Here is a 22119-nt window from a genome sequence, read left to right on the forward strand (position 1 = left end):
TTTATTTCATTATTTATTATTTCACACTGAATTTATACCCCATTCCTTTAATAGTATGAATAAAAGTTGGATTCTTAGGTTCTTGCTCTATCTTTTTTCTTATATTGCTTATATGAACCATAATTGTGCTATAATCCCCTAAACTCTCTGCCCCCCAAAGAGCTTGAAAGAGTTCTTCACCACTAAATACTGTATTAGGATTTTGGGCTAATAAAGCTAAGAGCTGAAATTCTTTAGGAGATAAGATTACTTCTTGTCCATCTAGTGTCACCTTGAAATGGGCTATATCAATAGTCAAATTTAAATAGGATATTAGATTATTTTGATTATCCTGTGTATTGGTCTTCTCTATTATACGATTTCTTCTCAAATGAGCTTTAACCCTTGCAATTAGCTCCAAAGAATCAAAGGGCTTGCAAATATAGTCATCTCCACCTACCATAAGGCCTGTGTATATATTGGTTGCAGTGGATTTGCTACTAAGAAATATAATAGGGCTAGAGATTTTCTTTCGCATGTGCTGGCATACTTCTATTCCATCTAAGTCAGGCATGACCATGTCTAAAATAATCAAATCTGGCTTTTCAGAGAAAGCAAGAGATAAGCCTTCTTTCCCATTTTTAGCCGTAAGTACATTATAGTTTTCATCTTCAAGGTACATGGTAACTATTTCCCGAATATCTTCATCATCATCAATAACTAATATGGTTTCCCTTGCCATTATGATTCCCCCTTATTATGTAAGTAGATATTTTTACGATAACCTCTTATATATTGGTAGGGTGAAGAAAAAACTACTCCCCTGTCCAAGTTCACTTGTGACCCATATTTCACCTCTATGATAATTGACTATTTCTTTAGCTATTGAGAGTCCTAGACCAGTGCTGTTTGAATTGCTTTTATCTACATTGGAAGACATATAGAAGCGGTCAAAGATATAAGGCAATTCATCTGTAGATATACCAAATCCACTATCGGATACTTCAACGAGAAGCTTCTCTTTATCATCAGTAAAATTAAAGCTTATACTTATAGTATCATCATCAGTAGTATATTTATGGGCATTACTTATTAGGTTATAAAATACTCTGTCCAGCTTTTCGATATCAATCATTAGAAAGATATTTTCAAGAATAAGGGTTTCATCTTGAGAATCAGATATAGAAGATATTTCAACTTTTCTATTATTTCGAAGGCTATCTATGTTGAATCTCTTTGTAAAAGATTCAATCAAGGTCCTCACTGGAACTTCTTCTATATTTAACTTCATCTGTCTAGATTGAAGTTGAGATAAGTCTAATAATTCCTGTATCATATTATTTAGAAAATCAATTTTGCTATTAGTTCTTTCTAGATATTTATTTTGTTTTTCTGGGTCTTTTACCTTTCCGTCCAATATGGCATTGATATAGCCTTTGATTCCCGTCAAAGGAGTTCTAAGGTCATGAGATATATTTTGAATCAGGTCTTGTAATGACTTTTCAGATCTTGAAACTGCATGATAGGCGCTTTGCAGTTCCCTTCTTGAGTTTTCCAAGGCAAGGGTTCTTTCGATTACCTTATCCTCTAAAGACACATTAAGTTCTATAAGCTCTTCTGTTAACAATTCCACCTTATAGAAGCTTCTTGATAGTTTCTTGGCTAAAACCATAGATTGGGAAAATACAAATATCAATAGTCCCCAAGAAGATAGATTTCCCCTTGTAATAAAGTTTCTTAAAAAATGATCATCAGAATCAGCAAACATAGTACTTAGAAAGAGAATATCATTTATAGAGAAGAGAATCAGTACAAGAACTCCCATACCTATTAAGAAAGCTCCTTCTCTTTTTCTGTAGCAAATGATTGTAATAATATAAAATAAATATATGAAGACAAAAAAAGTAAATATTTGATAATAGGTATTTATATCATTAAATACCCTAGCAGGGGTCAGTAAAACAATGAATCCAAAAGAAAAACCAATTAATAAAATTAATCTGTTAATCCTCTTAGAAGTGTCCTCAGGGAAAACTGACTTAAGAAATAATGTAAACAAAGGCACTCCTAAATAATAAGCAAAGGTTTGAATCTTATGGGCTAATTCCCAACTAAAACTAGGGAAGAGATTGATGAAGTATATTTCACCAACTAACAAGGTTCGCATACTGATCAATAGACAGAATATGCCAAAAAATAAAGTAGATTTGTCCTTAGTCCTAAAGATAAAAAGTATAATATGATAAATCCCCATGATAAAGAGACTTCCAAATAGGAATAACTCAAGGGTTAAATTGCTTATATAGAGATCAGATATTTGAGATGCAGTTCCTAATTTTATGCTTTCTAAGATTCCACCGCTACGATGCCTAAAATTTGAAACTTGAATTACCAATTCAATAGTATCAGAAGTAGGATTTATGTATTTGATTTGAGGCAGATACTGAGGGGTCATTTGATTTATGTCTGTACCCACTTGTCCAGCCCAGGCTGTTAACTCTCCATTGACCCAAAGTTTATAGGCTGTAAATATCCTAGGAAGCTTAATTCCCAAGCTTTCATCACTATTGTTTTTTATCAGCAGTCTATATGTAGCATATCCCTTTCCTGAAAGTTCTTGACCATCAAATTCATATTTGTTCCAAGCCCTAGGAAGTACAATTAAATTATTCTCTGATTCTAAGTCTACTTTATTAAAGTCTTCTGGAGTAAGAAGTTCCTTCCAGTAAAATTCCCATTGGCCATCTAATTTAACAATTCCATCTTGATGGTAAGTCCAATTTGATAAATCCAAAGTTCCATTTATTGCTTGAGGCTTATCCATAGCAAAACTAGTCCTTGGTATTGTTAATATTAAGGATATAAAAATATAGAGAAAAACACTTGTCTTAATGGATTTTCTTTTCATGTCCATCCTCCAAACTTGTTTGAATTTAAAGAAAGCTTTAGGATTCTTAAGGTTGCCTTAAGGCAGTTGACTTAGTTTCTATGATATAATTAAGACACAAATAGACAAAATATTACAAATATTTATCTTTATTCTTATATTATATCAGAGATACAAAATAATTTCGACAAGTTAATTACTTATTTCAGAAAGGGGGCAATTTCATGACTAAGCGTATTGTAAGTTTAATTCTTCTAGTTTGTATGTTGGTAAATATTCTTCCACTTGATTTAATTGCAGAAGCTCAATCTGCATCAAGTAATATGAAGGATATAAACCTACTTTCAAAAGATACAAACCCATTTAAAGATGTAAATGAAAAGGATTGGTTTTATGATTCAGTAGTTTATGTATTAGAACAAGGAATATTTAAGGGAACAGGGGATGACACTTTCTCTCCATATGGAACCATGACCAGAGGCATGTATCTAACTTTGATTGGTAGAATCGCAGGTGTGGACTCAAGCCAGTATAAGGATAGCAGCTTTACAGATGTGGATAAAGATGCTTACTATGCTCCCTATGTTGCATGGGCTGTTCAAAATGGAATTACACAAGGAGTTGGCAACAATCGATTTAATCCTAATGGAATAGTTAGCCGTGAGCAGATGGCTACTCTTACAGTTCGTTTTTTTGAAGTCAGTAATATATTACTTCCAGATGATTCTGATGTGACAGAAGATCCAAAGGATTTAGGAGATGTAGCAGCTTGGGCACAGGAATCTGTATTAAAACTCTGGAAGGCAGGTCTTTTTAAAGGTAGTAATGGAAGATTTGCTCCTAAATCAAATGCAATTCGTGCAGAGGCAGCAGCTTTATCTACACGAATTAGCAAGACGGTGGTAGAATGGCAAGAGACAAAAAATGAGCCAACACCAACACCGGATCCAAAACCAGAGCCGAAACCAACTACACCACCAACACCATCGGGACCTTCAGGATCTTCAGGATCTTCAGGGTCACCGGGACCTTCAGGACCAACTACACCACCAGTAGCTAAAAAATATACTATAAAATTTGATTCTCAAGGTGGATCTTTAGTAAATTCTATAGTTCTTGAAGCAGGTAAGACTATTGATGAATTGCCAATAGCAGAAAAAGAGGGGGCTGTTTTCCTTGGTTGGTATAGGGATCTCAGTCTAGATGGAGATATTTTTTCTGAAAGTAGTAGTATAAGTGAAGATACAACCCTATATGCAAAATATTTAGGAATTCAAGAAATAGAAGAAGAGATAATAGAAGATTCTTTTAGCCTAGTTGAACAGGAGCCTAATCTTGCATTTAATTTGAGTTCCGGTGATCTGTCGGCATATGAAATAAAATCAGCCCTATCTCTAGAAATTGCTGATGGTTCTAAGGAAGTAGAACTACAGGTAAGTGGAAGTAATGGCAACTTTGTCCTAAAGGCAGTGGATGGATTTACCGAAGGCGCTTCCTATAAGCTTAGCTTAATAGATGAGGACCTGAGTTTTTCTGATAAAGATGGTCAGGTTCGGACATGCTCATTTACAATAAAAAAGGGTGAAGTATATAATTTAGAGTTAAATGATGGGATTATATATATACCAAGTGAACATATATCAAAAATTACAAAGGATAATGTTTATGTTAGTTCCCTGTCTATTCCTCTAGTAGCCTTCAATGAAGAAGATGAGGGCGATGACTCTTCTAATACTGGAGATTTCAATTATATGGGATTTGAAACTATAGAAGTTGGAGATGTACTCTGTATATATAGTGGAGACAAGCCTGAGTCAGGAGACGACGCTGACTATGTTGATGATGATATTGCATATGTTACAGTTATAGGAGTAGATGGAAAAAAAATTAGCTATACTGGTGCAGAGCCAGATGAAGTTCTATTTATTCCAGATATGCTTCCTATTTTTGTAGGAGATGGACATAGTCTTATAAATTATATAAATAATGGAGGGACAGGTTCCTTCACATCATCATTAGAATATTTAAACTTTGAAAAATTTAGTGACTTAGGACTTAATGCGGAAACTAGCATTGATGTAGGAGATTTTCTAATACTTAGTAAAGTTGATTTGTTATCTGAAGCAGATGAGGGAGCAGAAGAAGTTGATCAAGAAGAAGTAATCAGCTATGCTAAGGTAGTTGATATAGAAACTGAAGGGACTTCAGTAAAGGTTTATTTTGAACCAACTAACTTAGAAGATATAGAGAATTCTGTAAACTATCATTCTAAAAATGATATAGATGGAGACCAAATGCTCCAAAACATAGATGTAGATGAATTAGAGAAAACAATTACTGAACAAATAGAAAATAGTGAATTTGCAGATAAGGCAGCTTCCTACTTGACCAAATTCGCCATGTCAACAGATGGTTTCATTCAAGTTGCTGATGCCCATGGGGGATTAGAATCCCTTCGCATTAATCTTGCTGATGGCTCGAGAATAAGCACAGATGAATTTCAATTGATGGCTGCAAATGCCAAAGTAAAATTAAAAGAGAAGAAGATAAAGGCAAGCATTAATAAAAGCCCAAAAAACTTTAATGGTGGAATCCATTGTACTATTCAAGTAAATCTTACTATCCATGTTCAAGCTGGAGATGGAAATGTAATAGAGATAAAATTGACTGCGAATTTTGTGGAAAAAATTAAGTTATCTGTAGTTGCCTCTGCAAGTAGTATATGGGATTATTATACTAAAAAAGTATGGCGTGTAAAAATCAAGATCCCATATATAGCTGACTATAGCGTATCTGCTAGTATGGATTTATATAATTACACATCAGTTAATTTTAAGGCAGTAGTATCCACAGTAGGTGGTGTGGATACAGTAGATGTTTCGGCACAGATAGAAAAAATCCTTGGAAGTAAAGACAAAAAAGAGATTACTGAAGATGTCACAGAGCTTTATGACCTATATAGTGAAATGATGGAAAATGGCACTGATTGGATAGAAATATTCGATCAAGAAATTCTATCTGTACCAGTGAGTCTGCTTTGGGGAGCAGTCCAGATGAGAGTTACAGCCAATTTTGTTGCATCAGCCAATATAAATGTAGCAATTGGATGTAATTTTGAGTATAAGACAGGTACAAGATACAATTTCTGGGCTAGAGTAGAGGGAAAGACAGCTGGTACAAGCACTGTTGATCTCATGGATGAGACTTATAACTTCCAATTCTATGTCATGGGTATCCTTGGACTTAGGGCAGGTATCAAGTTAGAGGTAGCCGTAGGTATTATATCTTTGGACCTAGGCAGTGTAGGAATTATTGCAGAGAGTGGTATTTTCACTAAACTATATGGCTTCTTCTTCTATGAAAAGAAATCTGTAAATAACAAGACAACATCATCAAAATCTGGGGCTCTATATTTTGAGTTAGGTGTTTATTTTGAGACATCATTTAAGGCCCAGGCCATGAAGGGTAAATATGAATACAATCCGACCTTGTATGAGAATGAATGGACTCTTCTTAATGCTGGACAGAGGTATAATGTCTTTGATTTTGCCTATGACAAACCTGCAAGTATTACATTTAATAATAGTACAAAAACTTATAGCCTTCCAAATGATACTTTCAAAATGACATATTTGGATCTTAGGGAAGGAGAGCAATCGGAAAAGATATATCCAATCGGAGACTATACAGTTGCTTTTTCAGATAAACGATTTAGCCTTAAGGACAATAATATAGTAGCAAATATACCATCCAATATAAATTACCTAGAAGCAGATATGACAGTAACATGGAAAAAGGCACCATTAGCATTTTCATCAATTCCAATTTCTCGTAGCTATCGTCTAGTATGGGATACTTTAAATAAAAATGGTTATACAATTACATTTGACACCAAGGGCGGAAGTGCAGTAAAAGCTATTACTAAGAAATATGGAGAAGCTATTTCTGCTCCAAAGGCTCCGACTAGAGCTGGATACACCTTTGGAGGATGGTATTCAGACGCAGCACTTAAAAATCAATATGTTTTTAAAACCATGGGATGGGAGAATATAAAGGTCTATGCAAAATGGACTGCAAATACCAATACCAAGTATAAAGTAGAACACTATCAAGAGGATATTAGCAATAGCAACAAATATACTTTAGTTGAAACTCAAACATTAACCGGAACAACAGATACAGATGTAAAACCTGCAGTAAGAAACTATGGTGGATTTACATCACCTGCAGTAAAGACAGTTAAGATTGCTGCAGATGGAAGCACCAAAGTTGAGTACAGATATACTCGTAATATCTATCAGCTGAGCTTTGTAACCAATAATGGTGAAAGCAACATAGTAAAAGACATGAAATATGGTGCAAGTATTACAGCCCCTGTATTGAAGAAAACAGGTCATGAGTTTAAGGGGTGGGATAAGGCAGTTGTAGATAAGATGCCAGCATCTAATCTGACATATAATGCTTCATGGACTCCAAGCTCCTATATAATTTCATTTGATTCAAATGGAGGATCAAGTATTCAAAATAAAACTATAAGCTATGGAGCAAAATATGGAAGTCTTCCAATACCAACAAGGCAGGGTTATGCATTTAGTGGTTGGTATACAAATGAATCCAATGATATAGCTTTTGGAAGCCTTATAAGTTTAGGAGATATATTTAAAAATACTTCAGCACAAACCCTATATGCTAAATGGACAGAAGCGGAAACATCATATAAAGTAGAACATTATAAAGAGAATTTAGATGGTAAAGATTATAGTTTAGTAGATACAGAGAGTCTAACAGGAAAGACAGGTGAAAGTGTAACACCAGGAGTCAAGACATACGAAGGATTTACTAAGCCATCAGCAGAAGCAGTAACTATTAAAGCAGATGGAACAACATTAGTTAAATACGAGTATACAAGAAACAGCTATACACTAAGATTCAAGCTAGAAAATGGTGAAGAAGACATAGTAACCCAAGTAAAATATGAAGATACAATAGTAATACCAGAAGAACCAATCAAAACTGGATTTACATTTGCAGGCTGGGAACCAACAACAGCGACAAACATGCCAGCAGCAGATGTGACCTACACAGCAGTATGGGATGCAAACGAAGTGTCTTACAAAGTAGAGCACTTTAAAGAGAATTTAGATGGAGAATATGATTTGCTTCCATCAGAGACAGAAAACCTAACAGCTACAGTAGGTGCAAGTGTAACTCCAGGATTAAAGAGCTACACAGGATTCACAGCACCATCAACACAAACAGTAACCATAGAAGCTGATGGAACAACATTAGTAAAATATGAATATAAGAGAAACAGCTATAACTTAATCTTTTTAGATAGTGATGATTTGGAAATTGCTAGAACGCAAGTAAAATATGAAGGAACAATAACACCACCTGTAGACCCAACAAAAGTAGGCTATACATTTACTGGTTGGAATTCAGAGCTAGCAGTAACTATGCCAGCAGAAGGTGTGACTTACACAGCACAATGGGCAGCAAATGAATTGGCTAATTATACAGTAGAATATTATACTCAAGATCTTGACGGTATAAACTATACACTGGAAGAAACTGTACCTTCAACAGGTATAGCAGGTACAAGGATAACACCATTAGTAAAAGAATACTCAGGATTCACATCACCAGCATCTCAAACAGTAACTATTGCAGCAGATGGATCTACAGTAGTGAGATATGAGTATACGAGAAACAGCTATACCCTAACATTCGAACCAGGAAATGGTGATGCTGATGCAGTAATTACAGCAAAATATGAGGCAGAGATTACTATACCTGCGGACCCAGAGAGAACAGGCTATACTTTTGGAGGTTGGTATCCATTACCTCAGGCAACCATGCCAGCAGGAAATATAACCTTCACAGCTCAATGGACAGCAAATAATTATACTGTTACCTTTGATAGCAATGATGGTGAATACTGTAGTGATATTGTAGTAACATATGGCTCAACTTATGGAACATTACCGATACCTAATCGTGAGGATTATACCTTCGAAGGTTGGTATGATGGAGAAACAGAAGATAATGGTAGTGGAAATCGTATTGAATCTTTTACAACAGTATCCATAGTAGGAGACCATACACTATATGCAAAATGGGAGTTGGACAATTCTGTTGGGGAAGCAGAAAATGCTGTAGCAATAGCAGAATTAAGCCAAAGCCATGAGGACTTTAAAATTGCACAGGATCTTGTAACTGCATTATTAAATGAAGTTGAAAAAGATAGATTGCAGGAGATATTAGATAACATCATTGTAATCTATAATTTAGCACTGGCAAACAGTAAGCAAATTGAGATTCATCCAACATATTGTGTTCATAATGGCACAAGGATAGATTATGTAAGTAAAAAATTTGCATTTGTTATTACTGGTAGTTCCACAGGAAGTACTCCATTACAGATACATGATGAGTTAGGTATACCAGTGGTTTATGATATAACTCTAAGAGATGCTAATATCATAGCAAGCTCATGGGCTACTGCTGTTAGATTTGACAGTAATAATAGCGACAATAGTTTAGTCATAAATTTAAGAATTGAAGGTAATGTAAAGATTGAAGCTGATAATCATTCAGGAATTCAGGGTAATGGATATTCAACTATAAATCTTTCAGGAACTGCTAATAGTACTTTAAATTGTGGCGCTAGACAGAGTAGCGCAGGGAGAGCTATTGGTGAAAGATTTACAATTAATATTGACGAATATAATATTAGAGAAATGAAAGCAGGCAATGTAGTTACTCAAAATATAACTGATGCACAGGTAGTAGGCAATATAAAACTAGACATAGTATTTCAATAAGCAGAATATAATTTTCTGAATCAATGATTAAGTAAGTAACAGAACCCTAAGCTGAATATTTATATATTCACTTAGGGTTCTCTAGTTGTGATAAGGCTACAAAATCAACACCACAAAACAATAGCAATATTCTATAAAAAACATGACATTATTTAGAAGCAAACTATTGCCTCGTGAGTTTAATATATTATATATAAGTATATTTACTAAATTATGGGGTGATATTATGGAGAGCTGCTTTAATAACTACAGATTTTGGAGGAAACCTATTTTAACATTGCTGATTTTGGTATTAATAATTCCCTTATTTTCAATTCAATCTCTTGCTGCACCTACAGATACAATAGTAGTAAAATTAGGAGATCCTTGGATGCTTGTAAATGGAGTAAAGAAGGAGATTGACCCTGGGAGAAATACCGTTCCTGCAAAAGTGGATGGTAGAATATTAGTCCCTGTAAGGGCAATAGTTGAAGAGATGGGTGGATCTATTGGCTGGGAGCCAAATGAAAAGAGAATAGACATTGAACTAGGTACAATAAAAATTCAACTATGGATAGATAAAAAAGATGCAATAATAAATGGGGAAAGAGTAATTATGGATGTACCACCGATGACAATCAGTAGTAGAACTATGATACCTGTACGATTTGTTGCTGAAAATCTGGGTGCTGATGTAAAGTGGAACGATAGCACAAAAGAGGCCACCATAAGCTTTGGTAAGGAGAGTAGTAGTTCAGGACCATACGATTGGGATTATGTTGTAATAAATGACATTGAAATACCAAAGTCTGACTATATAGCCATAGAGAAGAATGACGAAGTTAATATTTTCGTATCTTTAGACAAACTACAATATGCAGCTAAGTTTCCTTCATTATATGTATTTATGAATCCTTATCCAGATGTAAATGTGGTTAATGACAATATTAGTTTTAGTTGGGAACTGGAAAATGAAATTGTTTTACAGATAGATATGAAAAAAGGGAGCACAGAAATTGTTTTTGATGGAGAGATTATAGATCTTGGAGTAGCACCATTTGATAAGGATGGTAAGCTGTTTGTTCCCGCCAATATTTTTATTATATTGTTTCAGATGAAACCAATATTGGACGAAGAATTAAATGCTTTATATTTACAATACAATGATGACTTTCCTTCTGGCTTACTTGTGGGAACATGGTCAGATGTTCATACTGATTTGTTTACTGCTTATAAAGATGTAATTAGTGGGGCAGTAGGACTATCATCTTTTGCTAATTCTTATAAATACAAAGATGATGGAACTTATCAGAGGATAGCAATAAGCGTTGGGGGATTCCAAGATACCTTTGTCGATCAGTCTGGAAAATATAAGATTATGGGAAATACAATAATGCACTATGATATTATAGAAACCGTTTATAAAGGGAATCCATTTCAGTTAGTATATAAAGATAGAAAATTCAATAAACCATCTTATAGTATGATAAATAGCTATAGACCTGAAAGTGACGAAATTGAAATCGATGGATTTTGGCTAGATTTACAGAAATAGAGTATCTCAATATCTTAGCAGCAAGTATAGTGGATGTTAGACAATAAAGTCTAGCATCCTTTTTCATAATATCAATTAGCCGCCTAAGTAAAAATAAATATTTAAATAACAGCATAATTACATATTGACAAGTAAATATAATTGGAGTAATATAATAAATATGTTTAGTCGACTAATTAAATACAGGAGGAAAAAATGGATATAATTAAGAAAGATTCCTTATATTATTTATTCCTAGAAATACAAAAACTTCACTATCATAGGATCCATGTACTTCTAGATGAAATAGGTGTTTATCACGGGCAACCACATATGCTTATTACTCTAAATAGGAAAGATGGTCAAAGCCAGAAAGAATTGGCAGAAAGCTTGAATATAAGGGCTTCAACTATAACAGTGATGCTAAAGAGAATGGAGAAGGCGAATTTAGTAATTCGTAAGCAAGATGATGAAGATCAAAGAATTTCTAGGGTATATATTACTGAAGAAGGAAGAGAAATTTGTAAGAAAGCAATTAAAGTAATGGAGAACCTTGAAGAAGAATGTTTTGGGAACTTGACAGTGGAGGAAAAAGCAATACTCCGACGATTGTTAATGCAAATGAAGGATAATCTTCTTGTAGCAAATGATGTAGAAAAATCAAGATAATGTGGGAGGAATATATGTTTAAGATAATAAAAGAAATGAAGCCATTTCTCATAACAATATTGATAATAGTAGGTTTGCTTTTTTTTCAAGCAGCAACAGATCTAGCTTTACCTGATTACATGTCAAATATAGTTAATGTGGGAATACAGCAAAGTGGAATAGAAAATGCAGTACCTGAAGTAATAAGGGCTGGAGAGTTAGAAAAAATTAAGATATTTTTAAGTGAAGATGAAAAGGTTTTAGTAAATAACAGCTATAAACTAATAAGTAAAGAAAATTTATCACAGGAAGAATATAATAATTATTCTAAGAAATATCCGTCTTTAGAAAAGGAAAGTCTATATATCTTGAATACTGATTCTAAAGAAGAAATTGAAAATATGAACTCATTTTTAGGTAAAGCTATGCTTACTGTAGTAGGTATAGAAAAGGGTGCTCCGCAAGGGGTGGCTGCAGGTGAAGTGAACAAAGCTGAAAATCCTTTTGCAAGTTTTCCAGAAGGAACAGATCCTTTTATTGTTTTGTCAAACTTACCCAAAGAACAGTTAGATGGAATAAAGATTAAGATCGATGAGCAATTTAAGGATTTGCCAGATAATATGATAACTCAATCTGCTATAAATTATGTAAAATCTGAGTATGAGGCTATAGGAATAAAAATTGAAAAAACTCAATCTAATTACATTCTATCCATAGGTGGAATAATGATACTGATATCTGTACTAGGCATGGCAGCATCCATACTTGTAGGGTTTTTATCTTCAAGGGTTGCAGCATCTCTAGGAAGAAATCTAAGAGACAAGGTATTTGAAAAGGTTACTTCTTTTTCGAATGCAGAATTTGATAATTTTTCAACTGCTTCTTTAATAACAAGAAGTACAAATGATATTCAGCAAGTACAACAATTTATGGTAATGTTACTCAGAATGGTATTCTACGCACCAATACTTGGAGTAGGTGGAATTATTAGAGCCATTAATACTAATACTTCCATGGCTTGGATAGTTGCTCTTGGGGTTATAGCTATTCTTATTTTAATCATATCACTATTCTCTGTTGCTATGCCGAAATTCAAGATAGTTCAGAAATTGGTGGATAGGGTTAATCTTGTAATGAGGGAAGCTCTGAACGGAACTTTGGTAATTAGAGCATTTAACACTCAGAGATTTGAGGAAAAGAAATTTGACAGTGCAAATAAGGATTTAACTAAGACAAATCTTTTTGTATCTAGACTAATGGTTACTATGATGCCTACAATGATGCTTATTATGAATGGAGTTATGCTGCTTATAGTATGGATAGGGGCACATGAAATAGATAAAGGCGCTATACAGGTTGGTGATATGATGGCATTTATTCAATACGCTATGCAAATAATCATGTCATTCCTAATGTTATCAATGGTATCAATGATACTTCCTAGGGCATCTGTATCGGCTCAGAGAATAGCAGAAATCTTAGATGAAGATATTACTATTAAAGACCCAGTAAGTCCAAAAGAATTCAGTAAAGATATTAAGGGATTACTAGAATTTAAAAATGTTAACTTTAAATATCCTGGCGCAGAAGAATATGTTTTAAAAGATATAAACTTTACTGCAAGACCTGGGGAAACTACTGCTTTTATTGGAAGTACAGGGAGTGGGAAATCTACCCTTGTAAATCTAATCCCAAGATTTTACGATGTTACTGAGGGAGAAATCCTCTTTGATGGTATAAATATAAAGGAAGTTAAACTCCATGATCTAAGGGAAAAGATAGGATATGTTCCTCAAAAGGGCATATTATTTACTGGAACCATAGAAAGTAATTTAAAATATGGTAGGAATTCTGGTGCAAGTAGTGAAGAAGTTCTAAAGGCAATAGAAATATCTCAGGCTAAGGAATTTATTGATGGGAAGGATAATGGGATTCTATCTGAGATATCTCAAGGCGGGACCAATGTATCTGGAGGTCAAAAACAAAGACTTTCAATTGCAAGGGCATTAGCTAAAAAACCTGAATTATTTATTTTCGATGATAGTTTTTCAGCTCTTGATTTTAAAACAGATGCAACATTAAGAAAAACCATGAATGAAGAAATAAAAGATAGAACTGTACTAATAGTTGCACAAAGGATTAATACGATAATGAATGCTGAAAGAATCGTAGTTCTAGATGAAGGGAAGATAGTGGGTATTGGAACACACAAAGAACTTCTAAAGAGTTGCCAGGTTTATAAGCAAATTGCTCTATCACAGCTATCAGAGGAGGAACTTGCAATATGAGTGAAAAAAATGTAAATAAACGAGGATCAGGAGGTATGGGTCATGGACCTATGGGAGGCAGAGCTGTTGAAAAGCCTAAAAATTTCAAGGGAACCTTCAGTCAACTTCTCCAATATTTAAGACCATATAGACTAAAACTTATCATAGTAATAATATTTGCAATAGGTAGTGCAGCTTTTTCAATCATCGGACCAAAGATATTAGGTAAGGCTACGACTTCGATATTTGAAGGATTAATATCTAAGATATCTGGGGTGGAAGGTGCAGGAATAGATTTTCAGTATATAGGAAATATTGTTCTATTGCTTATAGGACTTTACCTTATATCAGCATTGTTTTCTTTTATACAGGGATTTATAGTTTCAGGGGTTGCCCAAAAGGTTTCATATAATTTAAGAAAAGAGATATCTGAAAAGGTAAATAAGCTTCCACTTAAATATTTTGATACTAAGACTCATGGTGAAGTATTATCAAGGGTTACAAATGATGTGGATACTGTAAGTCAATCATTGAATCAAAGTATGAGCCAGATAATAACCTCTACTACTACCTTAGTAGGTGTACTCATTATGATGATATCCATATCTTGGCAGATGACAATTGTTGCTCTTTTAATACTACCACTTTCAATGGTATTAGTCATGACTGTAGTTAAAAAGTCTCAAAAGTATTTTAAAGAACAACAAGCATCTCTTGGACGTGTAAATGGACATGTGGAAGAAGTATATAGCGGACATAATATAATGAAAGTTTTTAATGCAGAGGAAGAATCAGTTTCAGAATTTAGAAAGATCAATGGTGAACTTTACAACTCTGCTTGGAAGTCCCAGTTTCTATCAGGGATGATGATGCCTATTATGACTTTCATTGGCAATTTAGGATATGTTGCAGTTTCAATTTTAGGAGGATGGTTAGCTGTTAGAAAGACTATAGAAGTGGGAGATATACTTTCCTTTATTCAATATATAAGGAGCTTTACTCAACCTATAGCTCAAGTAGCCCAGATATCTAATGTACTTCAATCTACAGTTGCTGCAGCTGAAAGGGTATTTGAATTCTTAGGTGAAGAAGAGGAAACTAAAGAAGTTGAAGTACCTGTTAAGCTTGAAGGAGTAGAAGGTAGAGTAACCTTTGAAAATGTTAAGTTTGGATATAATGAAGAAAATATTATAATTAATGATTTCTCTGCAGACATAGAACCAGGACAGAAAATTGCCATAGTTGGACCTACAGGAGCAGGAAAGACTACAATAGTTAAGCTCTTAATGAGGTTCTATGATTTGAATAAGGGTAGAATACTCCTTGATGGACATGATATAAATGATTTTACTAGATTTGATTTAAGAGATGATTTATCTATGGTTCTCCAAGATACTTGGCTATTCTCTGGGACCATAATGGAGAATATAAGATATGGAAGACTAGATGCCACAGATGAAGAGGTAATAGAAGCTGCAAAGTCTGCCCATGCTCATAGATTTATAAAGACTTTACCAGATGGATATAATATGATTATCAATGAAGAAGCTAATAATATATCCCAAGGTCAGAAGCAATTACTAACCATAGCAAGAGCAATTCTTTCAGATCCAAAGGTGCTTATATTAGACGAAGCAACATCTTCCGTTGATACGAGGACAGAGATACTAATAAAAAGTGCTATGGAAAATTTAATGAAGGGAAGAACATCCTTTATAATTGCCCATAGGCTTTCAACAATAAGAGATGCAGATCTAATCCTTGTTATGAAGGATGGAGATATTGTAGAACAAGGTAGCCATATGGAACTTCTAATGCAAGAAGGATTCTATTCTGAGCTTTATAATAGTCAATTCTCTGATGTGGAGGCTTCATAGGGACATATTCCTAGCCTAAGAACTTACTATAAAGTACCCCCAACCTATACAGAAAAAAAGGTTGGGGGTACTTTATTATTCTATGCTAAATGAGAAAATTCTAATACAAATCTAATACAAATTTAATGGAAATTTCATTATTAACTCACAGACCATTCATATAATAAGTGTAAAGAATAAAATAACAGGAGGAATTAATAATGAAAGATAACTTAAACAAAATATTAGAAGGAATGAAAGAAAACAAGAAAAAGATAACTAAAACAATTTCAATTGTAGTAGGCATAGTCTTAATTGGAAGTGGAATTGTAGGAGGAACGATATATAGTTATGCGAAATCAAACATAAACTATAGTGAGAAGCAATTGGAGGAAATAGCAATTAAAAAGATTCCGGGAGAAGTAATAAAAGTGGAAAAAGAGCTTGATTTTGAAGAGGCCACATTTGAATACACTTTTCAAATAAAAGATAATGAGGATATGCTACAGGAAATTACAATAAGCTCAAAGAGTGGTGCGATTACAGATATAGAAACAAATGAACACGAATTAGAAGATAATGACAACAATCGTGAGGATGATTAGAAAAATGGGTTATAATAAGTAGTGAGCTTAAAAACTCACTACTTATTATTATGAGGGGTTAAGAGATGAAGAATATATTAATAATTGAGGATGAGGCAAATATTTCAGATTTTATAAAAATCGAGTTAGAATACGAAGGGTATAGTGCTGTAGTTTTTGATGATGGTAAGAATGGATTAAATGAATCTTTAAATAAAGATTATGATCTGATAATTTTAGATCTGATGTTGCCTACCCTAAATGGACTTGAAGTATGTAGACGTCTTAAAAGAGAGAAAGATACTCCTGTGATAATGCTAAGCGCGAAAGATAGTGTTATGGATAAGGTAACAGGACTTCAAGTTGGAGCAGATGATTATTTAGCTAAACCCTTTGCAATCGAGGAGCTTCTTGCTCGTATTAATGTTGTTTTTAGAAGAAAAGAAAACAATAATATGACAACGATTAAATTTAAAGATATATTAATTGACCAAGGCTCAAGAGTAGTAAAAAAAGGACAAAAGGAATTAAACTTAACAACTAAAGAATACGAATTATTGGTTTTTCTAATTAATAATAAAGATAAAGTTGTATCAAGGGATTCACTGCTAGAAAACATATGGGGCTATGACTATGACCCAAAAACCAACGTTGTTGATGTTTATATTAGGTATTTAAGAAATAAGCTCAATTCCAAAGATAAAGAACAGTATATTCAAACAGTAAGATCAATTGGATATATTATGAGATTATGATATGAAGAATAAGGTGAGACTTCCAGTATTTTTAGAGCTTACGCTAGTATCAGTATCCATAATTACTACTATTTTGATAATATATACAATTATTCAGCTTATAAGTCTAAACTTTTTTAGTATTGATTACCAAAAGGAGCAAATAAGGAATACATATGAAGATATCGAATATTTTTTATCAGATGCAAATTTAAAAAAAGATAATCTCAATAGTCTTAACGGGTTGATAAAGGAAAGAGAAGAATTTATACGTGTTTATCAAGACAAAACTATTAATTATTTCACACCTTCTGGGGTATGGAAGGACATTTTATTAAATAAAGAAAATGTAAAACTTAAAACATATACTAAGTTTATACGATTTAAAAGATATATAGTATTAGATGCACCTATTTTAATAAATAATAAAGATTACAGAATTCAAATAGTTCAAAGTGTAGGTATATTCAATGACTTTATTGAAAGTTATTTGTCCACTTTTATATTTGCGCTACTAATAGGGTTAGTGCTCAGTATCGTTGGGGCAGTTTATGTTACAAGAAAATTTTTAAACAGACTAAAAGTATTGACTGATACTATGAAGGAAATAAAAGACAAAGGAATGGAGCAAAGAGCTGAAATTTCTGATAAAAATGATGATTTTGATAAGGTGAATATGATTTTTAATACAATGATGGATGATCTAGAAGATTCTTTTGATAAACAAAGCAGGTTTATTGCAGATGCTTCACATGAATTAAGAACGCCATTAACAGCATTACAAGGTCACCTAAGCATGATTCGAAGATGGGGAAAATATGATGAAGATAGGTCAGAAAAATCCATTGAAATTTGTTTAAATGAAGTAAGGCGATTAACCGAGATAGTAAATGACCTGTTAATACTGTCGAGATTAGACAATGGTGACTTTGATATAAGTGATTTAAAACCCATAGATCCTATAAATACAATCATTAACACTATTGAAAATTGCAAGGTACTAAAGGATAAAGTAGAATTTAATGTTAATATCCAGCAAAGCATTAAGGTCAAAATAAGAGAGGAACATTTAAATCAACTCTTAATAATATTTATCGAGAATGCTATTAAGTATAATGACAAGGAAAAAGTTATCATAAATATAGGCTTATACTTAGAGGATGATAAGATAATATTATCAGTAAAAGATAATGGAATTGGTATTCCAGAAGATGAGATACCATTTATTACGGATAGATTTTATAGAGTTGATAAATCAAGAACTCAATTAAATAATTCTTTTGGGTTAGGGTTGTCAATAGCTAAGAGAATAGTTAAAACTTATAAAGGAAGACTTGTTATTTTAAGTGAAATAGGAAGAGGAACCGAGATCAAGGTGAAGATTTAAACTATTAAATAAACATAATAATTATAACCGACTTATTATAAAAGCTTTGGGTATAATCCATACTAAGCAAAGAAATAAGGAGGAATGATTATGTTTGCAAAAAAGGTAGACGCTAGGGAATATGAGCCTAGAGATAAACATAGAGTAATATTTGAAACTTTTGATTCTCTAGATTCTGGAGAAAAAATGGAGTTAACTAATGATCACGATCCAAGACCATTACACTATCAAATGCTAGCTGAAATGGAAGGACAATTTGAGTGGGAGTATCTAGAAGAGGGACCTGAAGTCTGGAGAGTTTCCATAGGAAAGAAGTAGAAAATTTGAAATTTGATATTATTAAACTTAAGAGTCTCTAGAATAGAGGCTCTTTTTATAATTAAATCCACCTTTTACTTTCCATAAATTAGCTAATGGGATATAATTAGGTTATTATAATAAGGTAAGGGCGGTGGTAGGATGATTAAGGATTTAACAGCTAAATACCTAGATATATGGTGGGAGACACCAGCTACATTACATATGAAAAATGAAAGAATTTCTTTTCTAGATAAACTAAGGAATGAGAAGGGAATAGAAAACTTTAGAAAACAATTATTTAATAGCCTGAAGAAAATACCAAATAATGAGAATGAAGAGGAAGATTTAAGAAAAGAAATATTCGAACAGATAAAGGCTATGGAATTAAATATGTCTAATTATGAAGAGAGTATTATAGATTTTTTCATTGAAAGTGGATATGCAAATATTACTGAAGCGTTTATAGACGAAGTAAAAGCATTTGACCCCAAAATGGGAGTATACGACATATTTCAAGCCATTAGAAATGTTTGGATAATGAATAGTATTCAAATATTATTTGATATGGAAGTTAAACTAACTCCTTCAATCTTTTCCTATAGTATGTTATATCCCTATAGTGACAATTACTTAGATGACTCCAATATTTCAGCTGGGGATAAAATAGAGTTTAGTAAAAAATTTAGAAGATGGTTAACTGGTGCCAATGACAGTCCATCAAATAATATGGAAAAAAACATTTATGATCTTGTTATGAAAATAGAAGGTGAATTTGAAAGAAAAACTTATCCTGAAGTATTTGATAGTCTTTTGGGAATTCACAAGGCTCAAGAACAAAGCCTTCTACAACAGAAAGAAAAGACATTGCCATTTGAAAAGGATATAATTGGGATTACCTTTGAAAAAGGTGGCACATCAGTATTAGCCGATGGTTATCTAGTTAGAGGAAAGTTAGATAGAGTTGAAGCAGAGTTTATGTTTTGCTACGGAATATTTCTTCAAATAATAGATGATTTACAGGATATAGATGAGGATGCTATAAATAAACATATGACTATATTTTCTCAAATATATGATAAATATCCCTTGGATAGACTAATCAGTAAATTAATGAACTTTATTGATAGATTTTTTGAAAATGAGAATATTTTTAATTCCAAAGAAGCTAAGGAATTGAAAAGAGTAATACATGATTGTTCAAGTATCATGATATTGGAAGCAATATCTAAGAACAAAGATAAGTTCAGCAAGGAATACATAAAAGAAATAGAAAGTTATTCAATTGTTAGGTTTTCTTATTTTAAGAAAATTAAAAAGAAATTCCAAAGAACATTTTCATCGGAAGATATTATTAGGATTTGCAATATAATGAGTAAAGGTAAGCTAGAAATGAGTAAACAATAATAGGAAATAAGGGGGTAATTATATGCAATTTCTTATAAAAACTATAGTATCAGCATTAATAATAGCAAGCATTTCAACTGTGAGCAAGAAGCTGCCAACTTTTGGAGCAATTATAGCATCTTTGCCCCTCACCTCAATTTTAGCCATGATATGGCTATATGAAGACACTAAAGATGTGAATAAAGTTATTGAATTATCAACTGCAATATTTTGGATAGTTATACCTTCTCTGATTTTCTTTATTGCAGTACCTATACTTTTGAAAAAGAATATAGGCTTTTATCCATCATTGCTATTTTCATCCATAATAATGATAGTTAGTTATTATCTTTATATTATGGTTTTAAGATTATTTAAGGTTAATATATAAAGAAGGATATATTAAGTTCAAATAAATTGCATAATAAATGAAAGATATGGTATATTAAAAGTATATAGGTCATGGGGTTGACCTTAACTACTTTATGCTAATAACTCCTACAGGTATGGGATATCTGTAGGTTTTTTTATGCACAAATGTAAGGGAGGGATAATATGGCAACGAGTTTAGGTATTATAATAGTTTTGGGATTATTATCAAGTGCTATTTTTTCAAAAATAAAATTACCTGGTTTATTAGGAATGATTATTTTAGGAGTTATTGTAGGGCCCTATGGCTTTAACTGGCTTAGTGAGGATATCATTAGAGTTTCTGCTGATTTTAGAAAGATTGCACTGATTATAATATTACTTAGAGCTGGCTTTGGAATTAGCAAGGAAGACTTAAGGAAAGTTGGTGCTCCTGCCATAAAGCTAAGCTGCATACCAGGCCTATTTGAAGGCTTTGCAATAGCTTATGCATCTATAAAGATATTTGGATTTAGCTTTGTTCAAGGTGGGATTCTTGGTTTTATTATAGCAGCAGTTTCTCCAGCTGTTATTGTTCCTTCAATGCTTAATTTTATGGAGAGAGGGCTTGGTGAAAAGAAAGGTATACCTACCTTAATATTAGCAGGAGCTTCTATTGATGATGTTTTTGCTATTACAATTTTTTCTACATTTTTAGGAATATATAGTGGTTCGGAGATAAATATAGGGATAAGGCTTTTGAGTATTCCAGTATCTATTGTTTTAGGGATATTGATAGGAGTAGTAATAGGAATTTTTCTTGTAAAGTTATTTAAAAAATATTCTATTAGAGATACTAAAAAAGTACTTTATATTATTGGGTCGGGTATTCTTCTTACCACTTTTGAGAATATAATTAAATCTAAAATAGAGATAGCAGGGCTTCTGGGTGTTATGGCTATTGGTTTTATAATACTTGAAACTATTCCTCATGTGGGTAAAAGAATTGCTGTAAAGCTCAATAAGATTTGGGTATTTGCAGAGATATTATTATTTGTATTGGTAGGTGCGCAAGTAAATGTTGGATTGGCTCTAGACTCTGGTTCAAAAGGTATATTATTAATTGCTATAGGCTTGATTGCTAGAAGTATTGGAGTAGCATTATCTTTACTAAAAACCAATCTGAATATGAAGGAAAGACTGTTTTGTATCATAGCCTATATACCAAAAGCAACTGTTCAAGCAGCCATAGGAGCTATCCCTTTATCACTTGGTGTGGAGTCTGGTGATTTAATTTTATCTATAGCAGTTTTATCTATTGTTATAACTGCTCCTATTGGTGCAATAGGAATTAATTTAAGTGGAGAAAAACTATTGTCATAATAGACAAATGAACTGATTATCAGAAA

Annotated in this window: 14 protein-coding genes; 12 read left to right on the plus strand and 2 right to left on the minus strand. The window is 32.9% G+C overall.

Features of this window, described 5'->3' with window-relative positions; genetic code table 11:
- Positions 1–16 precede the first annotated feature (16 nt).
- Positions 17–721, minus strand: coding sequence for a response regulator transcription factor (locus tag RIN63_RS00775; RefSeq protein ID WP_310442737.1), 705 nt, complete (start codon positions 719–721; stop codon positions 17–19).
- A gap of 33 nt (positions 722–754) precedes the next feature.
- Complete coding sequence (locus RIN63_RS00780) at positions 755–2887, minus strand: sensor histidine kinase (RefSeq protein WP_310442738.1); 2133 nt, start codon at positions 2885–2887, stop codon at positions 755–757.
- Between the two features lie 203 nt (positions 2888–3090).
- Here RIN63_RS00780 and RIN63_RS00785 point away from each other — a divergent pair, with 203 nt between their 5' ends.
- The 12 genes from RIN63_RS00785 to RIN63_RS00840 all read left to right on the plus strand — a co-directional run bounded on the left by RIN63_RS00785 (position 3091) and on the right by RIN63_RS00840 (position 22093).
- Positions 3091–9690: an InlB B-repeat-containing protein gene (locus RIN63_RS00785; RefSeq protein WP_310442739.1), complete on the plus strand. Its 6600-nt coding sequence runs from the start codon at positions 3091–3093 to the stop codon at positions 9688–9690.
- Between the two features lie 226 nt (positions 9691–9916).
- Complete coding sequence (locus RIN63_RS00790; protein WP_310442740.1) at positions 9917–11224, plus strand: copper amine oxidase N-terminal domain-containing protein; 1308 nt, start codon at positions 9917–9919, stop codon at positions 11222–11224.
- Between the two features lie 195 nt (positions 11225–11419).
- Complete coding sequence (locus RIN63_RS00795; RefSeq protein ID WP_310442741.1) at positions 11420–11872, plus strand: MarR family transcriptional regulator; 453 nt, start codon at positions 11420–11422, stop codon at positions 11870–11872.
- 14 nt (positions 11873–11886) lie between these two features.
- Entirely contained in the window at positions 11887–14139 is a 2253-nt protein-coding gene (locus RIN63_RS00800) for an ABC transporter ATP-binding protein (RefSeq protein ID WP_310442742.1), read from the plus strand.
- Positions 14136–15995: an ABC transporter ATP-binding protein gene (locus RIN63_RS00805; RefSeq protein WP_310442743.1), complete on the plus strand. Its 1860-nt coding sequence runs from the start codon at positions 14136–14138 to the stop codon at positions 15993–15995. Before RIN63_RS00800 ends, RIN63_RS00805 begins: the two co-directional genes overlap by 4 nt.
- 200 nt (positions 15996–16195) lie before the next feature.
- The gene (locus RIN63_RS00810) at positions 16196–16579 is read left to right on the plus strand and encodes a PepSY domain-containing protein (RefSeq protein ID WP_310442744.1); all 384 of its coding nucleotides are present in this window, start codon (positions 16196–16198) and stop codon (positions 16577–16579) included.
- Positions 16580–16644: 65 nt separating this feature from the next.
- Positions 16645–17313: a response regulator transcription factor gene (locus RIN63_RS00815; protein ID WP_310442745.1), complete on the plus strand. Its 669-nt coding sequence runs from the start codon at positions 16645–16647 to the stop codon at positions 17311–17313.
- Position 17314: 1 nt separating this feature from the next.
- Positions 17315–18679, plus strand: coding sequence for a HAMP domain-containing sensor histidine kinase (locus RIN63_RS00820; RefSeq protein ID WP_310442746.1), 1365 nt, complete (start codon positions 17315–17317; stop codon positions 18677–18679).
- Positions 18680–18769: 90 nt separating this feature from the next.
- On the plus strand, positions 18770–18997 hold the full coding sequence (locus RIN63_RS00825; RefSeq protein ID WP_310442747.1) for a DUF2249 domain-containing protein: 228 nt from the start codon (positions 18770–18772) through the stop codon (positions 18995–18997).
- 141 nt (positions 18998–19138) lie between these two features.
- Positions 19139–20383 (plus strand): hypothetical protein, encoded by a 1245-nt coding sequence (locus RIN63_RS00830; RefSeq protein ID WP_310442748.1) that lies wholly within the window; start codon positions 19139–19141, stop codon positions 20381–20383.
- A gap of 22 nt (positions 20384–20405) precedes the next feature.
- Positions 20406–20753, plus strand: coding sequence for a DUF3147 family protein (locus tag RIN63_RS00835; protein WP_310442749.1), 348 nt, complete (start codon positions 20406–20408; stop codon positions 20751–20753).
- A gap of 164 nt (positions 20754–20917) precedes the next feature.
- Complete coding sequence (locus tag RIN63_RS00840) at positions 20918–22093, plus strand: cation:proton antiporter (RefSeq protein ID WP_310442750.1); 1176 nt, start codon at positions 20918–20920, stop codon at positions 22091–22093.
- The last annotated feature ends 26 nt before the right edge of the window (positions 22094–22119 follow it).

Source organism: Tissierella sp., assembly GCF_031460495.1.
Classification (GTDB): Bacteria; Bacillota; Clostridia; order Tissierellales; family Tissierellaceae; genus JAVKTS01.